A 16072-nucleotide genomic window follows, 5' to 3' on the forward strand; every position below is an offset into this window, starting at 1 on the left:
AAAAAAGCAGCCTTAAGCAAATGGAAATTGAATTAAATAAAAGTATTAAAGAGAGAATCTTCCATGCTGTCATTTTTGAAGTGATAGCGAACGTTGTCATCGCGCTGTCGCTTGCCTGGCTGATGAACGTGTCGGTACTTCAGTCAGGCTCGCTGTCCGTGATATCTGCCCTCACCGCGACGGCCTGGAATTTTGTGTTTAATAAACTCTTTGACTCGCTGCAGAAAAAACACCGCTTTCAGCGAACCTTCCTCATTCGTGCAATCCATGCGGTTGGTTTTGAAGCGGGACTGATCGTCACCTTAATCCCTGTCGCGATGGTTATGCTGAATTTAACAATGACCGAGGCATTTTTTGTTGAGATTGGTTTGGTGCTGTTTTTCCTGCCATACACGATGCTGTTCAACTGGTTTTACGACTACCTGCGCTGGACATTTGTTGGACGGAAACGGTCAGCCATGTAGCGGTTGTGCGTTATAACGCACAATGGTAAACTGGCCCTCTTGATTGACAAGAAGCAGTGAGGCGCCGCGTTATGAATAAACTTCTTATACTCTTCCCCGCTCTGTGCTTAAGCGGCTGCGTGGATTTGGGTAACATTGGAACGCATCCGGAAGTGGCCTCCTTCTATATCAATCATCCAAAAAACCAGGTTGCAGATTGCCTCATATACGCATCATCCAGAGAACATTTATCGCTGGAATTTGATGATACCCTTCCTGACGGCAGCGAAAGATATAATCTGCAGGATAGCGATTCTACCGATGTTGCCTGGGTCGAAGTCAGTAAATTCAGCGGAAAACAGACTTCCGTTGAATTTTATTATGCGCCTCACGATCCTGGGTTGCATAAATCAATTCTGTCTATAGTGGATCAGTGTGAAAAATAAAGAGGAAGATAAAATGCGTAATCTCCTGACTAAAGGCATTTGCCTTGCGTTAGCGTTGTCCGCAGCCGGGGCGGCTCAGGCCGTTGAGAAAGAGAGCCATGGCGACAAGTTTACCGGGATCACTATTTTTGCTCAAAAAGAGTCTCAGGGAAGCCAATGGGACAGCGTAACGGGCGAAGCAAAATACATGGTCAGTTATAAGGTGACGCTGGATAACGCGTCGGGTAAAAGCATTGAGCCGGGCAAAGATAATAAAATGTGTTTTTTCCTGTTTGATAAAACCGGGAAGGCATTTATGAGCACCGGTATTCAACTGGAAATGTTGAAAAAATACGAACCTCGGGACAACAGAACGGGCGAGGTTTATTTTGCCAGTTCAAACCCTGAGGTTTTAAATATGCCATTTGTCCGTTATGGCATGGGTAAAGACTGCATAAATTGATGTCTGTCACATTGACGCGTTCTTTGGCACGTTCGATCCCCCTCTCCTTCTATACTTTTTATTTCTCACTTTTATAAGGAAGGAACAATGTTCGATCATGTGAAATTCGGCGTCAGTGATTATGAAAAAAGTAAAACCTTTTTCCTCCAGGCACTTCAGCCACTTGGCGTGGAACTCATCGATGAAGGCACGCCAGACTACGGTGTTGAAATGAGTTCAGGCGACGTTTCGCTTTGCCTTTTTCAGACCAATGAAAAGCCGGCACCTCTGCATCTGGCGTTTGTGGCCGACACGCGCCAGCAGGTCGATGCGTTTTACCATGCCGCCCTGCGCGCCGGCGGACACGATAACGGCGCGCCGGGGTTGCGGCCATACGGTGAAAATTACTATGCCGCTTTTGTCATCTCGCCTGATGGTCATAACATCGAGGCGGTGTGCCATGCGCCAGAGAGCCCGTAGCTCAACGCTTCTTCAATCACTCTCTTAGGCCAACACGACGGATACCCCCTTTTCCGATACCGCACGGATCCAGTCCTTATCGGTATTATCTTCAACCACGATAGTGTTCACAGAGGAGACATCGCCAATCACGAACGATGACGCGGTGTTTATCTTCTCCGGAGACGCCAGGACAACCGTCTCGGCGGCTCTGCCGGAAAATGCACGTTTGATGCTTGCCTCTTCAAAATCACCGGTGGTCAGCCCTGCCTCAGGATGGATACCGGTCACGCCCATAAAGAACAGGTCCGCATGAATATTTTCGATGCCTTCAATGGCCGCTGCGCCGACCGCGACAATCGAGTGTTTATACAAACGACCGCCGATCAGAATCACCTCGATGGAAGGATGATCGACAAGCCCCAGGGCAATACTCGGGCTGTGCGTCACCACCGTGATACCCAGGTCAGCGGGTAAAAACGTAATCAGCTCCGAGGTGGTCGTGCCGCCGTCGACAATAACCACCTGGCCTGATGAGATCAGCTGTGCGCCTTTGCGGGCGACCCTTTTTTTCGCATCCATTTTTACCGATTGACGTTCGGCGAACGGCGCAATAGCGGAAGATGACGGCAGCGCGCCACCGTGGACGCGCTGCAAACGCCCTTCTGCCGCCAGCTCGCGTAAATCACGCCGGATGGTGTCTTCTGAGACGTCGAAAAGAATGCTGAGCGCCTTAGACTGGACCTGGCCTTCGGCATCAAGCTTTTCGAGGATCAATTGTTTTCGCTGGCTGGTGAGCATCATGAATTCCCGATGTTGCATGTTTTATCTTGAAACTGCACGATAATGCTGTTTATGATGATTACTCTACGTAAGGAGGAACAAACGTGCAATCAAAACGTGCAGATGTACGCATCATTGAAAGTGAAACACTGTCAGATAACTGGTACGTCCTGAAAAAATACACCTTCGACCTGCGGCGACGCGACGGCGAATGGCAGCGTCAGCATCGGGAAGTCTACGACCGTGGAAACGGCGCGACGATCCTGCTCTATAATCGTGATAAAAAAACGGTGATCCTGACCCGCCAGTTCCGTTTCCCCGTCTTTATCAACGGCCATGAGGACGATTTGATCGAAGCCGCTGCGGGGCTGCTGGACAATATGGATCCCGAAAGCCGCATAAAAGCAGAAGCGGAAGAAGAGACCGGGTTTCACGTTTCACGCGTGCAGAAAATCTTTGAGGCCTACATGAGCCCGGGCTCCGTCACGGAAAAACTCTACTTTTATCTTGCCGAGTACCAGCCGAAAGACAGAACCGGCGCTGGCGGTGGGCTCAAGGCAGAGGGAGAAGATATCGACGTGCTGGAAATGACGCTTGAAGAGGCACTACGCGGCATTGAAACCGGCAAGATTGTCGACGGAAAAACCATCATGCTGCTTTATCATGTTGCGCTGAAAGGCATTCTGTAGCCTGCCGCTCTCCTGACACCTGCCGCCGTGCAGGTGTTTGCCTGTGCTATTCTTGCAGAAACCTGCAATACGGAGAACCTAAGATGGCCGACTGGAACCCCTCTCTTTACCTGCAATATGGCGCAGAAAGAACGCGACCTGCCGCTGAACTCCTCGCCAGGATCCCGCTGGATGAAGTCACTACCGTCGCCGATTTAGGCTGCGGGCCAGGAAACAGCACGGCGCTGTTGAGGCATCGCTGGCCGTCGGCACATATCACCGGGGTGGATAACTCCCCCGCAATGCTCGTGGAAGCACGCGCCGCGCTACCTGACTGCGACTTCGTTGAGGCCGATATCCGTAAGTACAGGCCCGGCCAGCCGCTGAGCCTGATTTATGCCAACGCCTCGCTGCAGTGGGTCCCTGACCATTACAAGCTTCTGCCTCACCTTGTCTCTCTGCTTAGGCTCAACGGCGTGCTGGCGATCCAGATGCCAGACAACTGGCTCGAACCCACTCACGTGGCGATGCGTGAAGTGGCGCTGGAGCAGGACTACCCTGACCGCGGCCGCGAACCTCTTCCGGGGGTGCATGCCTATTACGATATTTTGTCCGAGGCGGGCTGTGACGTGGATATCTGGCGGACAACCTATTTCCATAAAATGAGCTCGCACCAGGCGATTATTGACTGGGTAAGCGCCACCGGTTTGCGCCCGTGGCTCCAGGAACTGAATGAGAGCGAGCAGAAACGGTTCCTGAAACGCTACCATGAACTGCTCGAAGAGCAGTATCCGCTCCAGGAAAACGGGCAGATACTGCTGGCTTTTCCGCGGTTGTTTATCGTGGCGCAACGTCAGCCCTGACCCGGCTATGAGCGGGCTTCTTTGAGCAGTTGCTGAATAACCTTCTCCTGCTGCTCATAATCTCCTTCGCCAAAGGCGGTATAGCGCAGCTGCCCTTTGGCATCAAAATAGTAATGCGCTGGCCAGTACTGGTTGCCGAAAGCATTCCAGATTTGATAGTTGTTATCCGTCACAACCCGATACGGCAACTGCCATTTGGTGACCGCATTTTTTACCGACGTAAGCGGTTTTTCCCAGGGATATTCCGGAGTGTGGACCCCAATCACCACCAGACCCTGAGGCTGATACCTTGTGGCCCAGTCCCGTACGTGGGGAAGCGTGTGCTGGCAGTTAATACAATCCCACGTCCAGAAATCGATCAGCACAACCTTGCCGCGCAACGATTCAGACGTGACAGGGTCACCGTTTATCCACCCTGTCCCACCGCTGAGCGAAGGCAGCTGGCTGCTGGACTCGCTCATCACTACCGGCTGGAGCTTTACCGGCGCGGCTGCGGGTTTCGCCAGATTCAAGAGCGCGGTCTCCAGACGGTCCGCGACGCCGTTTGCCCCTTTCAGCAGCGAGGTCATCCCCGTCGCGTTTAAGACGACCGCCGCTAACATCACTACTCCTGCCCCCTGACGGAGCTTCGCCATCAGCGCAGACCTGACTCTTAACGGCGCCATCAGCGTGCGGCCGCCGATAACGAGCAGGCCCAGCATCAGCGCGCATCCGCTGCCATAGGCGGCCAGCAGTGCGCCAGTGGCGATGGCCGAATGTCCCGCAATGTTAATGCTGAAAATAGCGCCCAGAATGGGCCCCGCGCAGGGAGACCAGAGCAGCCCGACCGCAAGCCCGGCCAGAAAAGCCGATGCCGTGCCGCGCGTTTGCCCGCTTCGGGCGTTAAGGACGTTCCCGGCGCTGACCGCAGGGCCCGCCATGCGCTGGGCGAAGGACGGGAAAATTAAGGCCAGCGCGGCGGCAGCCAGGATCAAAAGCGCGACCCAGCGCCCGACTATGGTTGCCTCCGTTATCCACTCGCTGGCGACGGTGACGACCATCGCGACCAGGGTGAACATCACGATCATCCCTGCGAGCAGTGCCAGAATATGTCGACGCTGCCCCTGAAAACCGGCGAACAGCAGTGGAATAACCGGGAGCGTACATGGGCTGAGCAGGCTTATCATCCCGCCCAGAAAAGCGATTACCAGAAACATAGTGACCTCACAAAACAAGTCCTGCGACGCTGCAGTGAGGCTATTTCATCGTGCTGATGTGTTCAGGATGTGTGTAAAAGCGCGGGTTTTGTCTGGCTCTGTATCACCCCGGCCGGGAGATACAAAGCCGTACAATTAACGGCGCGGAAGCGTAATGGAGACCTGCAGTCCGCCCCCGGCGCGGTTCGCCAGGTCCAGCTTTCCGTCAAGCTGGGCGGTGAGCTGCGCGGCAATCGCCAGGCCGAGCCCCGTCCCGCCGGTATCGCGGTTGCGCGATGTTTCAACCCGGTAAAACGGCTGTAATACCGCCTCAAGCTCGGCTTCGGGGATCCCCGGCCCGTCGTCCGCAATGTGAATAACCACCTCTTTGTCAGAAGAATCATCAATGGCTATTACGGCGCGCTCGCCGAATTTGAGGGCGTTATCCAGCAGGTTGGTCATTACCCGGCGAAGCGCCTGCGGACGCGTAACGATCGGCAGGCGGGCACCGCATGCCTGAAACTGCACGTTTTTACCGATGTCCTGATAATCGCAGGCGATGCTGTTGATCCAGGCGTTCAGCTCCAGCTTCAATGAGGTCTCTTCCAGTGATTCTGATGACCGGGCATACGCAATCCCCTCCCGCACCAGACGCGTCATGCTGTCAAGGTCGTTCAGGAGCTTGTCGCGAAGTTCAGGTTCCCCCGCCATTTCGACGCGCAGCTTCATGCGGGTAATCGGGGTCTGGAGATCGTGCGAAATGGACGCCAGGATCTGCGCCCGCTCGCGGAGGTAAGACTGAATGCGCGCCTGCATCGCATTGAAGGCGTGCGCTGCCCGCTGCACCTCAAGCGGCCCTCTCTCCTTCATTGGCGTGCTGGCCGCCGGATCCAGTGAATCCACCGCGCGGGTAAACTGTGAAAAAGGCCGCACCACCTGCCGCACGGCGAACCAGGAACAGGCCGCCAGAAGCAGCAGCTGCAGGATAAGCACAACCGGCAACCAGCTGGCGACGGGCGGCATGCGCGGGATCAGGTCAATGGTTAGCGGCGCGCCGTCGCTGAGCGTTAAATGTGCCTGAATATGCGAAATGGCACCGGGAACCGCGGTAAAGCGGAGCGGGTACTGTGCCGCGAGCGTCGCTTTCAGGGTGCGGATGGCATCCTGCGAACGCTTATCCGTCGGCGCGGGGCCGGGCTCACCGGTGCCCAGGATATAGCGGTAGTTACCTCGTTCCAACCGCGGAAGCCAGGCGGCGCGTTCGCTGGCCGGTAGCCGGTTTAAAATGGCGACGCTGGTTGCGACATCGTTTTCCAGATTACCGAGCATCACCGTGCGGGCGCTGTGCATTCGCTCAACCATGACCAGCGTCAGGCTCAGGGCGTTAGCCAGCAGCAGACCCGGCAGCACGACCATCAGCAAACGGGCCAGCAGCGAGCGTGGCCAAAGGGTCATTCGTTAACCTCTTTGATGATGACCGGCATCGTAAAGACGTAGCCTTCGCTGCGGACGGTTTTGATATAGGCCGGCGTGCGGGCATCTTCATTCAGGCGCTGGCGAACCCGGCTTACCAGCAGGTCGATTGAGCGTTCAAACAGCTCGGCGTCGCGACCCTGCGTCAGGTTGAGCAGCTGGTCCCGGGTCAGCACGCGCTGAGGATGGTCAAGGAAAACGCGCAGCAGGCGATACTCCGCTCCGCTGAGCGCCACAATCACCCCTTCCGGATCGATCAAGTGGCGGGCGACGGTATCGAGCTGCCATTCACCAAACATCACCAGCCGCCCTGCTTCCGTTACCTGTAAATTGGGCGGCATCGTGCGAAAACGCCGTAAAATGGCCTTGATGCGCGCCAGGAGTTCGCGGGCGACGAAAGGCTTCACCACGTAGTCATCCGCGCCCATCTCCAGGCCGAGGATCCTGTCCGTCTCCTCGCTGCGCGCGGTAAGCATCAGGACTGGCAGATCTTTATGTTTGCCGCTGCGCAGCTGTCGGCATAGCGTAAGACCGTCATCGCCTGGCATCATGACGTCCAGCACCACCAGGTCGATATGCTGTTTATCCAGCACGACGCGCATCTCCTTGCCGTTGGCCGCGCCCGTGGCGCGATAGCCAGACTTAACGAGATAATCGACAATCAGTTCACGAATATCCCTGTCGTCATCGACGACAAGGATGTGGTCAATATGCTCCACCGAAATCTCCAGACCGAAAGGTAACGTACTGAAAATAGCACATTTCAGAGTTTATCAGCGTCGACAACGGCCTTAACGAAATCCTGTGGATCTTCCTGAGGCGGGTTGTGCCCCACGGTTGCTCCGAAGGTTCGGTGCTCATATTTGCCGGTAAATTTACCCGCATAGGCCTGCGGTGCCGGGTGCGGCGCGCCGTTGTTTCCGCCTTCGATGGTGATGGTTGGGACGGTAATGTTCGGCAAGGCGGCCAGTTTTTGCTCGTAGCCGTCATATTTCCGCTCCCCTTTCTCCAGCCCTAAGCGCCAGCGGTAGTTGCTGAGCGTCACCGCGACGTGATCCGGGTTATCGAGCGATTTGGCGCTGGCGTTAAAGACAGCATCGCTAAATTTCCAGTCAGGCGATGCCTGCGACCAGATCAGGCGAGCGAAGTCATGGGTGTTTTTGGCATAGCCTTCTGCGCCGCGCGCGGTGGCGAAATAGAACTGATACCACCACTGCTGCTCAGCTTTTGGCGGCAGCGGCTGTTTACCAATCTGCTGGCTGCTGATGAGATACCCGCTCACCGAGACCAGTGATTTCACGCGCTCAGGCCACAATGCCGCAACGATATCCGCCGTGCGGGCACCCCAGTCGTATCCCGCGAACACCGCCTGCCTGATATTCAGGGCATCCATCAAATTCACAATATCTTTCGCCATGGCCGAAGGCTGGCCGTTGCGCGGCGTTTTTGCTGACAGGAAGCGCGTGGTGCCGTAGCCGCGCAGCGAAGGCACAATGACCCGGTAGCCTTTGGCCGCCAGCGCGGGTGCTACCTCGGCGTAGCTGTGAATATCGTAGGGCCAGCCGTGTAGTAAAATGACCGGTTGGCCATCTTTGGGGCCGATGTCGACATAGCCGATATTCAGATCGCCGGCGTTAATCTGCTGTGGACGATCAAAGGCGGCCGCGAGGTTTGTGCCGCTGGCTTCGGCCTGGCAGGACATCACGGTGGCAAGCGAAACGGTCATTGCAAGGGCTGAGTAAGCAAGTTTGCTGAACATGTTGATATCTCCGGTTGAGTTCAATTCACGGGGATATAACAACACCTCAATGTATAGCGGATATGTGCGAAAGCGGGTTTATTGCAAGCCTGTGTATGTATCAGCGACGCGGATACAGTGTGATACAAACCCAGGCGTTTTAGCTTAAAGAGAGAGGCGGTAGCGGACGTAGTCGTCAGCCTCGCCGTATTTGTCATAGAGTTTACGCGCCGGGTTGTTCTCCCGGGTGACCCAATACAGTTTTGCCCACCCTTCGCGCTTGCCTTCTTCAATCAGGGCATCAATGAGCGCCTTCCCGGCTCCCGCGCCCCGTTCGGTAGCATCAACGAACAGATCCTCCAGGTAGCAAACGGGGGCCGTTGACCAGGTGCCTTCGTGGAGAATGCACATCGCGAAGCCGATGACCTTTTCGTCTTTCTCTACCACGCGGCAGAACATCGCGGAATGCGCGGAGAGCGCCCTTTCCCACGTCGATGCGGTAACCGACTCATCGAGAAAGCAGTCATAAAAATGGGTGTAGCCGTCCCACAGCGGTCGCCAGTGGGAGTAATCGTCTGCGCGTAAAGGTCTTACCGTGACAGCCATGCGTTCCTCACATTACACATTGATCGCCATTTCAAAACAGCGTAAATCAGCGCCCGCCATCCGCGAGTGATGATATTTTTCGCTCAGCGTAGCAAACCCCAGCTTCTGGTAAAACGACCGGGCGTTAGGGGTTGCATCGAGCGTCAGTCGGGTTATCCCCCGGCTGCGGGCCTCCTGCTTGAGCGCCCCGATAATCCGGGTCGCCATGCCTTTACCGGATGCCGCAGGCAAGGTGAATATCGCCTCCAGGCAGTGGGTATCCAGATCCAGATAGCCGGTTGCCGCAATCTCGCCCTCTTCATCTTCCACCACGTAAAAAGGGTATTCAATGACCATTTGCCGGTAGCGTTCGGGCATCAGATCGGGCGTCCAGCGCGCAATGACGTCCGCGTCGTAACTGGTTTTACAGCCGTGACGAATCGCCTGATTGCGAATATTCCAGAGTATTTCGGCTTCCTGCGGCTTCGCCCGTCTTAATACCATGGTTACCTCAGCAAATGTTAGTAGTAGGGAAAAGAGAACTCGCTGCGATAGAGTGCTGTAATGATGAAAATACCAGAACGCAAACAAAATCATAACGCTTAAATATGGAGATCCGCGGATGACGATACCTACCCTCACGACAGAACGCTTGCTGCTAAAACCGCTGGTTGCCGAAGATGCCGCCCAGATACAAAAGCTGTATCCGCGCTGGGAGATCGTCCGCTATATGGTCTCTTCCGTGCCCTGGCCCTATCCGGATAACGGCGCGGAAAACTATGTCAACAACGTGGCGCTGCCGGACATGGCAAAAGGAATTGCCTGGTTCTGGAGCATCCGCCGTCGCGAGGTGCCGGACGCGCTGATGGGCATTATCTGTCTGTACGATGTGGAAGATAACAACCGCGGATTTTGGCTGGCGCCGGAGTTTCAGGGACAGGGATATATGCGCGAGGCCAGCATTGCCGCAACGGATTACTGGTTTAATATGCTGAACAAACCCGTATTACGCGCGCCGAAGGCCGCCGCTAACAGCCGCTCCCGTCGTATTTCAGACAGTAGCGGCATGCGGCTTATCAGAACGGAACAGAAAGCGTACGTCAGCGGCATGCTCGATTCCGAGCTGTGGGAAATCACCCGCGACGAATGGAACGCCCGTCAGGTCAGCTGATAGTGCTTATCCGGCATCAGCCTTTCCGGAATGTTCTCTTCATCGTTCATCTGCAGCAGATCGCGTTCCATCATGTTGCAGATGGCGTCCAGCGGCAGGTCGTTATTTTCGGTGCCAAACGGATCTTCCAGCTCTTCCGCCAGGGTATCCAGCGAGATAAAGGTGTAAGAGATCAGGGCCGAGACAAAGGGCGTCATGTAGTGCAGGTCCACGACCAGCGCGAACGGCAGCATGATGCAGAACAGATACACCGTGCGGTGCAAAATCAGCGTGTAGGCGAACGGCACCGGCGTTGTTGCAATACGCTCGCAGCCGGAAAGGACGATGGACATGTCGTTCAGACGGTTGTTCAGGCTGTGGAACAGAATGTCTGAGAGTTGCCCGTTACGCCGCCGCACGGCCAGCCACTCCCCCATGATCAGCAAAATACGGTTCGCCGGCGAGTTGGCGTCCATGACTTTACGTAAATCATCTGCAGCAAGATAGCGAGAGAGTTGCTCAGCGTTCAGCTCCCGGCGCAGGGTCATGCGCAGGCAGTTGGCGAAAGCAATCTGCAGACGGACAAACTCGCCCAGGTGCTTATCGTCGGGCAAGGTGTTTTTTACCTCGCGAAACAGCGAGCGTGCCGCTATCATCAACTGCCCCCACAGCAGCCGGGCTTCAACGTAGCGGGAATAACAGGCGTTGTTCCTGAAACCCAGAAAGATCGCGATCGCCACGCCGAGAATGCTAAACGGCGCCACGGTAAATTTGATGCCCAGCGAGGAATACCACGGAAGCATCAGGATAACGGCAATAGAAAGCAGGAAGTTGAGCAGCAATCGGGTATAGATCTTGGGAAGTACCGAACCGTGCCAGACGAAAATCAGTTGTAGCCAGTGCTGTTTAGGACGAACAATCATAGTGAGATTCAGGAAAGAAAAGAGCGCGGCTATTAAACGTGATCCCCCTCACAGTTGCAAGCATGTTAATGGAACATTGCATTTTCTCTCCTGATTAGCGAAAACCGCACGGTGCTGAAGCTGTTTTTTAAAAATAGGGCAAATAGTATGTTGTAACTAAATGGTATCGTGTTTAAACCCGGCCGAAGCCGGGTGAATTGATTAGCAAAGCGGTTTAACCGCGGCGCGCATGCCCTTCAGCAGAATCGCATCCAGGTCCAGCGTGACCTGGTCGACAAGACCGCTCACCTGCGTCAGATCCTGCTCCCAGTGCTCGCTCACGCTCAGCACCGAGTGTACCAGCTCGCGGGTACTCAACTGGCGATCCCGGTGCTGCGCCCAAAGCTGCTGATAACGTTCCAGCCAGGACGCATCGTCCTGAACCGGATAGCTCTCCCCGTTACGCTCCGCGCGATAAAACGCGATCAGCGCCGCTAAGGCAAACGTCAGGCGCGCAGGTAATTGCCCCGTCGCCTTCTGCCCTGCCAGCAGCTGCGGCAGGATGCGGGTGCGGTATTTGGTCATGCCGTTGAGCGCGATGGAGAGCAGCTGGTGTCTGATGTAGGGGTTACGAAAACGCCCTGTCACCGCGCTGGCGAAAGATTCCAGCTCGTCACGCGGCAGATCGAGCACCGGGATAATTTCCTGATAAATCGCTTTTTCGACGAACGCGCACACCTCTGCATCGTTCATCGCCTCGCCTACCGTGTCCAGCCCTGCCTGGAAGGCGACCGGCACGAGCGCGGTGTGTGCCCCGTTCAGGATGGCGACCTTGCGCTCTTTGTAAGGCTTTATGTCATCGACAATCAGCACGTTCAGCGGGTGCTTATCCAGACGAAGCTCGCGCGCAAGGGATGCCGGGCCCTGAATCACAAACAGATAGAAATGTTCGGCCGTATCCAGGAATCCATCGTGATAACCGAGCTCCGCTTCCAGCGCGGCCACTTCATCGCGCGGATAGCCCGTCACGATGCGGTCAACCAGCGTTGAGCAGAAGCTGTTGGCGTCGTTTAGCCAGCGAATAAAGGCGGCAGGCAGCGTCCACTCCTGCGCATAGCGCAAGACGAGTTCGCGCAACGCATCGCCGTTGTAGTCAATCAGTTCACACGGAATGATGACCCAGCCTTTGTCCGGCGCGCCCTTAAAGTGGCTGAAGCGCTCAAACAGCAGCCGCGTCAGCTTCGCCGGATAGCTCACCGCAGGGGCATCGTCGAATTTGTCACCCGCGTGGTAGCTGATGCCGGCTTCGGTGGTGTTCGAGAAAACAAACCGCATATCCGGATTGTGAGCCAGTTTCAGAAACGCGTCATAATCGTCGTAGACGCTGATTTCACGGTTAACGGAGCGGATAAGCCGGGCGTCGCTCACCGCCTCGCCCCGCTCATTCAGGCCACGAATAATCGTGGTGTACAACCCATCCTGCGTGCTTAGCGACGGCGGGAAGTCGCTCTTAATCGGGCGAACGATAACCACGCCCGCGTTAAGATCGGTATGTTCGTTCAGCAGGTCGATTTGCCAGTCGATGAAGGCGCGCAGGAAATTGCCTTCACCGAACTGAATGATACGTTCCGGATAGTGCGCACCGGGAAAATCACGACGGTTGAGAGTGTCCACGTTGGGTTCCTTTTATAATTAGTCATACAGCCCGATAAGATTGGTACGATAACTTATCAAAACTTAGCGACCAGAAACCCTGTTTCGATCAATTCGCGGTGCGGTTGTGAAAAATAATTATAAGAACTTATAGAACACGGACGTGGCCGTCATGGCTCCGTCCGGCATCAGCGCATAGCGCGGGATCTCGCCGACCTTTTGCCAGCCGGCGCGCTGGTAGAAGGTTTCAGCCCCGCTGCCGGTGGAGGTATCGAGTACCAGAACGGAAATGCTCCTGAACCGGGCCTCTGCTTCAAGCGCTTCCATAAGCGCCATCGCGGCGCCTTTCCGGCGCGCTTTCTCATGAACCAGCAGCTTCGCCACGTCCGCGCGGTGCGGCTGATTTTCCGGCTGGTCGACGATCAGCTGCACCGTGCCGATAATACCGTCCTGCGGGTCGACGCAGGCCAGCACGAGACGCTCGCTGCGTCCTGCGCTGTCTGCGATCCCGCGCCAGTAAGATCGGGCCTTGTCGAGGCTAAAGGGAAGCATAAAACTGACGGATGCCCCGCCGTTTACGCAGTTTTCGAGGATCCCGGCCAGCGCATCAAGATGGGTCAGGATGTCTTCCCGGGTGAGGTTTTTGATTTGCAGTGAGGTATTCATTGTTGTTCCTTACGTTGAATACCCTCACTTTGCATTTAACATCTTTTTAACGCAAACGGATCGGACATAGGCTTTTGTTATGTCAACGGGACCGCTGGCGCTGCTGCTTCATGGCATACATTTTTTCATCGGCGTCCTTCAGCCACTGCTGGAGGTCATTGCCGTTATGATCGAATTCGCTCAGCCCCCATGAGAACAGCAGCGACCACGGGTGAAGCTTCCGGGCGTTGTAGTTTTCCACCTGCTCGGCAAGATACTGCATCGCAATCCAGGCACCCTGCTCGTCGGTATCCGCGAACAGCACGGCGAACTCATCCCCGCCGAAGCGCACCAGAAGATCCGCCTCGCGGAAGGAGGCGCGCATCAGCTGCGCCATGGCCTTCAGCGCCTTATCCCCCTCTTCATGCCCGTAGCGATCGTTAATTTCCTTAAAGCGATCCAAATCCAGCCAGCCGAGCGTCAGCGGTTCAGCCCGGCGTCGGGCAACGGAAAGCGTAAACCTCACGAGCTGATTAAAGCCCCGACGGTTGAATAACCCGGTTAGCTCATCCGTGGTCGCCGCGCTGATTGCGGCAAATTCATCTTCGGCCAGCGCGCCAAGATCGCCCAGAACGGCGAGATCGGCCGCGGAAAATTCCCGGGGCGCGTAATCAATAAGACACAGCGAGCCCACGCTTGCGCCATCGCGCAAGCGCAGCGGGAAGCCCGCGTAGAACCGCACGCGAGGTTCACCGGCCACCAGCGGATTATCCGCAAAACGATCGTCCTGCAGCATATCCCCTACTACCAGCGGTGCTTCGGTGAGGATCGTATGGCCGCAAAACGAGATGTTACGCGGGACGCTGTCGGGGGCCTGACCGTCCGCCGACTTCACGATCAGCGAATGCTCATCAATGAGGTTGACCATCGCCAGCGGCACCTGGAAGAAGCGTTTCGCCAGGCGCGTGAGCCGGTCAAACGCCGGGGAACTGTCGATCTCAAGCAGGCCCGATTCGCGCAGTGAATTCAGTCGGTCCGTTTCATTTTCAGGGGTTGCAGGTGCTTTCATAATGTCTCCTGACGTAAAGCTTTACTAAAAGCGTAGCTTAAACAGAGACATTGTCAGTGTGTTAAGCCGCTTACTATTCACGTCAATGCCTTATGACGATTAACGCAGCTCTGTTTCGCTCCCGGCGGGCGCAGCAACGTGCTCGTCCGATACCCGGGCGCTGGTGCGGTTTCGACCCGCTTTTTTTGAACGATAAAGATGTTCGTCCGCTTCGGCCATCAACGCGTTGAAGACCTCGGTCAACTGCCATGACTCAGACTTTCCGCTCCCGAGGCCAATACTCACCGTCAGATGGAGCGTTTGCTGACGCCATGTAAAAGGATGCGTGGCAACGGTGGTTCTGATACGTTCCGCCAGCGCGTAGCCGCTTTGCGCATCGCCAGAGTTGACGACAACCGCGAACTCTTCTCCGCCCATGCGTGCGACCATTCCGTCTTCGCCGACCACCTGCTGCACCTGGCGGGCAAACGACGCCAGCACGCGGTCCCCACACTCGTGGCCGTAGTTATCATTAATGCTTTTGAAGTAATCGATATCCAGCAGCATGACGGTCAGAAAACGCGAATGGCGGTGCGACTCTTCACGCTTCAGCGCCTCATAAAGCCCGGAGCGCGAATAGACGTGCGTTAAAAAGTCATAATCCGCCCGCAGCGAAACCTGGCGGATCAGAGAGTTAATGGCTGCCATGCTCACGGACACCATCACCGGGCAGATCGCCATCGTGGCAATACCCAGCCTGGCTGAGAACATCATGGGGGTCGTAAACGGCGTCGCCACGGCAATGTTGATTACCGAGTTGGCGACCAGAATGATTTCAACTGCTCCCGTGATAAACGTCAGCAGGCAGGTCGCAGGCAGCGAGTAGCGAACCGCACACCAGATAAGCGCAGGCAGCGGAAAGGCGAGACTCCCCGCCCCGCCAATCACCACCGATGCGGCCACCGAGACGAGCAGCGCGATAACCGGTAACAGCTGCTCCAGGCGTAGCCGGAATTCACGCACGGGCATGCCGATGGTGAGCATACACGGCACCACCAGCACGCCGGTTGAAAACTGCTCGCTAAACCAGTCGGCAAACAGCGGCCAGAAGGTATGACTGTCGATCCCCACCGATCCTACCGCGCCGAGCAGCGCGCAAAGCAGCGCCGCTATCAGGCAGTAGTTAAACAGGCGTAACGCGTTAAGCGGATCGGGGGTTTTCTTCAACAGCCGCCTGTCGCGCTGAACCAGCACGGCGACCACGACGATAAAGATCATGTTAGACAGGTTAATCACCACCGAGGCCATACCCCAGTTGGTCGTCACCGCGTCGTACAACAGCATCGCGACATAGCACACCGTATAGTAATGCAGGCGATGAAGGTAAACATAGCGGGCGAAGATCCCTGCCATCACGCCATTCAGCGGCCAGAACAGCGACAAGGCCTCAACCAGCCGGAGTTCCGCGCCCACAAAATAGAATAAGGTGGTGAGAATAAAGATCGCCGCTGCATTACGCAGCGGCGCGTCCGGTTGAAAGAACCTGAAGGCAGTGAGAGCAGAACGCATTAAATATCATTCCATATGATAGCTTATGGCAATTATTGCGGTCGTCAGCGT

19 protein-coding genes are annotated in these 16072 nt (G+C 55.9%); 7 read left to right on the forward strand and 12 right to left on the reverse strand.

Annotation, left to right across the window (positions count from 1 at the left end; translation table 11 throughout):
* Window positions 1–20 precede the first annotated feature (20 nt).
* The 4 genes from M2433_RS02570 (at window position 21) to M2433_RS02585 (ending at window position 1790) form a co-directional block, all read left to right on the forward strand.
* The gene (locus M2433_RS02570; RefSeq protein ID WP_429052645.1) at window positions 21–464 is read left to right on the forward strand and encodes a PACE efflux transporter; all 444 of its coding nucleotides are present in this window, start codon (window positions 21–23) and stop codon (window positions 462–464) included.
* Between the two features lie 71 nt (window positions 465–535).
* A complete protein-coding gene (locus M2433_RS02575) occupies window positions 536–889 on the forward strand; it encodes a hypothetical protein (RefSeq protein WP_429052647.1) in 354 nt (117 codons plus the stop codon).
* Window positions 879–1331, forward strand: coding sequence for a DUF4354 family protein (locus tag M2433_RS02580; protein WP_429052649.1), 453 nt, complete (start codon window positions 879–881; stop codon window positions 1329–1331). Before M2433_RS02575 ends, M2433_RS02580 begins: the two co-directional genes overlap by 11 nt.
* 87 nt (window positions 1332–1418) lie before the next feature.
* A complete protein-coding gene (locus M2433_RS02585; protein ID WP_429052651.1) occupies window positions 1419–1790 on the forward strand; it encodes a VOC family protein in 372 nt (123 codons plus the stop codon).
* 24 nt (window positions 1791–1814) lie between these two features.
* Here M2433_RS02585 and M2433_RS02590 read toward each other — a convergent pair whose 3' ends face one another.
* Entirely contained in the window at window positions 1815–2570 is a 756-nt protein-coding gene (locus M2433_RS02590; RefSeq protein WP_429053102.1) for a DeoR/GlpR family DNA-binding transcription regulator, read from the reverse strand.
* An 86-nt stretch (window positions 2571–2656) separates the two neighbouring features.
* Between M2433_RS02590 and M2433_RS02595 the strand changes: the two genes are divergently transcribed.
* Together M2433_RS02595 and tam are read left to right on the forward strand one after the other, a co-directional pair.
* Window positions 2657–3241 (forward strand): NUDIX domain-containing protein, encoded by a 585-nt coding sequence (locus M2433_RS02595; RefSeq protein ID WP_429052653.1) that lies wholly within the window; start codon window positions 2657–2659, stop codon window positions 3239–3241.
* Between the two features lie 83 nt (window positions 3242–3324).
* Window positions 3325–4083 carry a trans-aconitate 2-methyltransferase gene (tam, locus tag M2433_RS02600; protein WP_429052654.1) on the forward strand — a complete coding sequence of 253 codons (759 nt, stop codon included), beginning with the start codon at window positions 3325–3327 and terminating at the stop codon, window positions 4081–4083.
* A gap of 5 nt (window positions 4084–4088) precedes the next feature.
* Here the strand turns inward: tam and M2433_RS02605 are convergent, their stop codons facing one another.
* The 6 genes from M2433_RS02605 to M2433_RS02630 all read right to left on the reverse strand — a co-directional run bounded on the left by M2433_RS02605 (window position 4089) and on the right by M2433_RS02630 (window position 9558).
* Entirely contained in the window at window positions 4089–5279 is a 1191-nt protein-coding gene (locus tag M2433_RS02605; RefSeq protein ID WP_429052656.1) for a cytochrome c biogenesis protein/redoxin, read from the reverse strand.
* Window positions 5280–5414: 135 nt separating this feature from the next.
* On the reverse strand, window positions 5415–6713 hold the full coding sequence (locus M2433_RS02610; protein WP_429052658.1) for an ATP-binding protein: 1299 nt from the start codon (window positions 6711–6713) through the stop codon (window positions 5415–5417).
* A complete protein-coding gene (locus M2433_RS02615) occupies window positions 6710–7450 on the reverse strand; it encodes a response regulator (protein ID WP_047348509.1) in 741 nt (246 codons plus the stop codon). Before M2433_RS02615 ends, M2433_RS02610 begins: the two co-directional genes overlap by 4 nt.
* Before the next feature lie 44 nt (window positions 7451–7494).
* Window positions 7495–8490, reverse strand: coding sequence for an alpha/beta fold hydrolase (locus M2433_RS02620; protein WP_429052661.1), 996 nt, complete (start codon window positions 8488–8490; stop codon window positions 7495–7497).
* Between the two features lie 144 nt (window positions 8491–8634).
* On the reverse strand, window positions 8635–9075 hold the full coding sequence (locus tag M2433_RS02625) for an N-acetyltransferase family protein (protein ID WP_429052663.1): 441 nt from the start codon (window positions 9073–9075) through the stop codon (window positions 8635–8637).
* Window positions 9076–9087: 12 nt separating this feature from the next.
* Window positions 9088–9558 (reverse strand): N-acetyltransferase family protein, encoded by a 471-nt coding sequence (locus M2433_RS02630; protein WP_429052665.1) that lies wholly within the window; start codon window positions 9556–9558, stop codon window positions 9088–9090.
* Window positions 9559–9676: 118 nt separating this feature from the next.
* On the opposite strand from M2433_RS02630, the gene M2433_RS02635 reads away from it, so the two are divergent.
* Window positions 9677–10225 carry a GNAT family N-acetyltransferase gene (locus tag M2433_RS02635; protein ID WP_429052667.1) on the forward strand — a complete coding sequence of 183 codons (549 nt, stop codon included), beginning with the start codon at window positions 9677–9679 and terminating at the stop codon, window positions 10223–10225.
* On the opposite strand, the gene M2433_RS02640 is transcribed toward M2433_RS02635, so the two are convergent.
* The 5 genes from M2433_RS02640 to M2433_RS02660 all read right to left on the reverse strand — a co-directional run bounded on the left by M2433_RS02640 (window position 10213) and on the right by M2433_RS02660 (window position 16021).
* Window positions 10213–11127 carry a bestrophin family protein gene (locus M2433_RS02640; RefSeq protein WP_063428197.1) on the reverse strand — a complete coding sequence of 305 codons (915 nt, stop codon included), beginning with the start codon at window positions 11125–11127 and terminating at the stop codon, window positions 10213–10215. The genes M2433_RS02635 and M2433_RS02640 overlap by 13 nt on opposite strands.
* Window positions 11128–11328: 201 nt before the next feature.
* The gene (locus tag M2433_RS02645; protein WP_429052669.1) at window positions 11329–12780 is read right to left on the reverse strand and encodes a tagaturonate reductase; all 1452 of its coding nucleotides are present in this window, start codon (window positions 12778–12780) and stop codon (window positions 11329–11331) included.
* Window positions 12781–12897: 117 nt separating this feature from the next.
* Complete coding sequence (locus tag M2433_RS02650) at window positions 12898–13425, reverse strand: N-acetyltransferase family protein (protein WP_429052671.1); 528 nt, start codon at window positions 13423–13425, stop codon at window positions 12898–12900.
* An 82-nt stretch (window positions 13426–13507) separates the two neighbouring features.
* A complete protein-coding gene (locus M2433_RS02655; RefSeq protein WP_429052673.1) occupies window positions 13508–14473 on the reverse strand; it encodes a sensor domain-containing diguanylate cyclase in 966 nt (321 codons plus the stop codon).
* 99 nt (window positions 14474–14572) lie between these two features.
* Window positions 14573–16021: a diguanylate cyclase domain-containing protein gene (locus tag M2433_RS02660; RefSeq protein ID WP_429052675.1), complete on the reverse strand. Its 1449-nt coding sequence runs from the start codon at window positions 16019–16021 to the stop codon at window positions 14573–14575.
* Window positions 16022–16072 lie beyond the last annotated feature (51 nt).

This window comes from Enterobacter sp. AC1, assembly GCF_050434705.1.
GTDB lineage: Bacteria > Pseudomonadota > Gammaproteobacteria > Enterobacterales > Enterobacteriaceae > Enterobacter > Enterobacter cloacae_L.

Coding starts and splice junctions, on each gene's coding strand:
- M2433_RS02570 (WP_429052645.1), top strand. CDS start 21: ATGGAAATTGAATTAAATAAAAGTATTAAAGAGAGAATCTTCCATGCT.
- M2433_RS02575 (WP_429052647.1), top strand. CDS start 536: ATGAATAAACTTCTTATACTCTTCCCCGCTCTGTGCTTAAGCGGCTGC.
- M2433_RS02585 (WP_429052651.1), top strand. CDS start 1,419: ATGTTCGATCATGTGAAATTCGGCGTCAGTGATTATGAAAAAAGTAAA.
- M2433_RS02590 (WP_429053102.1), bottom strand. CDS start 2,570: ATGCTCACCAGCCAGCGAAAACAATTGATCCTCGAAAAGCTTGATGCC.
- tam (WP_429052654.1), top strand. CDS start 3,325: ATGGCCGACTGGAACCCCTCTCTTTACCTGCAATATGGCGCAGAAAGA.
- M2433_RS02605 (WP_429052656.1), bottom strand. CDS start 5,279: ATGTTTCTGGTAATCGCTTTTCTGGGCGGGATGATAAGCCTGCTCAGC.
- M2433_RS02610 (WP_429052658.1), bottom strand. CDS start 6,713: ATGACCCTTTGGCCACGCTCGCTGCTGGCCCGTTTGCTGATGGTCGTG.
- M2433_RS02620 (WP_429052661.1), bottom strand. CDS start 8,490: ATGTTCAGCAAACTTGCTTACTCAGCCCTTGCAATGACCGTTTCGCTT.
- M2433_RS02625 (WP_429052663.1), bottom strand. CDS start 9,075: ATGGCTGTCACGGTAAGACCTTTACGCGCAGACGATTACTCCCACTGG.
- M2433_RS02630 (WP_429052665.1), bottom strand. CDS start 9,558: ATGGTATTAAGACGGGCGAAGCCGCAGGAAGCCGAAATACTCTGGAAT.
- M2433_RS02635 (WP_429052667.1), top strand. CDS start 9,677: ATGACGATACCTACCCTCACGACAGAACGCTTGCTGCTAAAACCGCTG.
- M2433_RS02640 (WP_063428197.1), bottom strand. CDS start 11,127: ATGATTGTTCGTCCTAAACAGCACTGGCTACAACTGATTTTCGTCTGG.
- M2433_RS02650 (WP_429052671.1), bottom strand. CDS start 13,425: ATGAATACCTCACTGCAAATCAAAAACCTCACCCGGGAAGACATCCTG.
- M2433_RS02655 (WP_429052673.1), bottom strand. CDS start 14,473: ATGAAAGCACCTGCAACCCCTGAAAATGAAACGGACCGACTGAATTCA.
- M2433_RS02660 (WP_429052675.1), bottom strand. CDS start 16,021: ATGCGTTCTGCTCTCACTGCCTTCAGGTTCTTTCAACCGGACGCGCCG.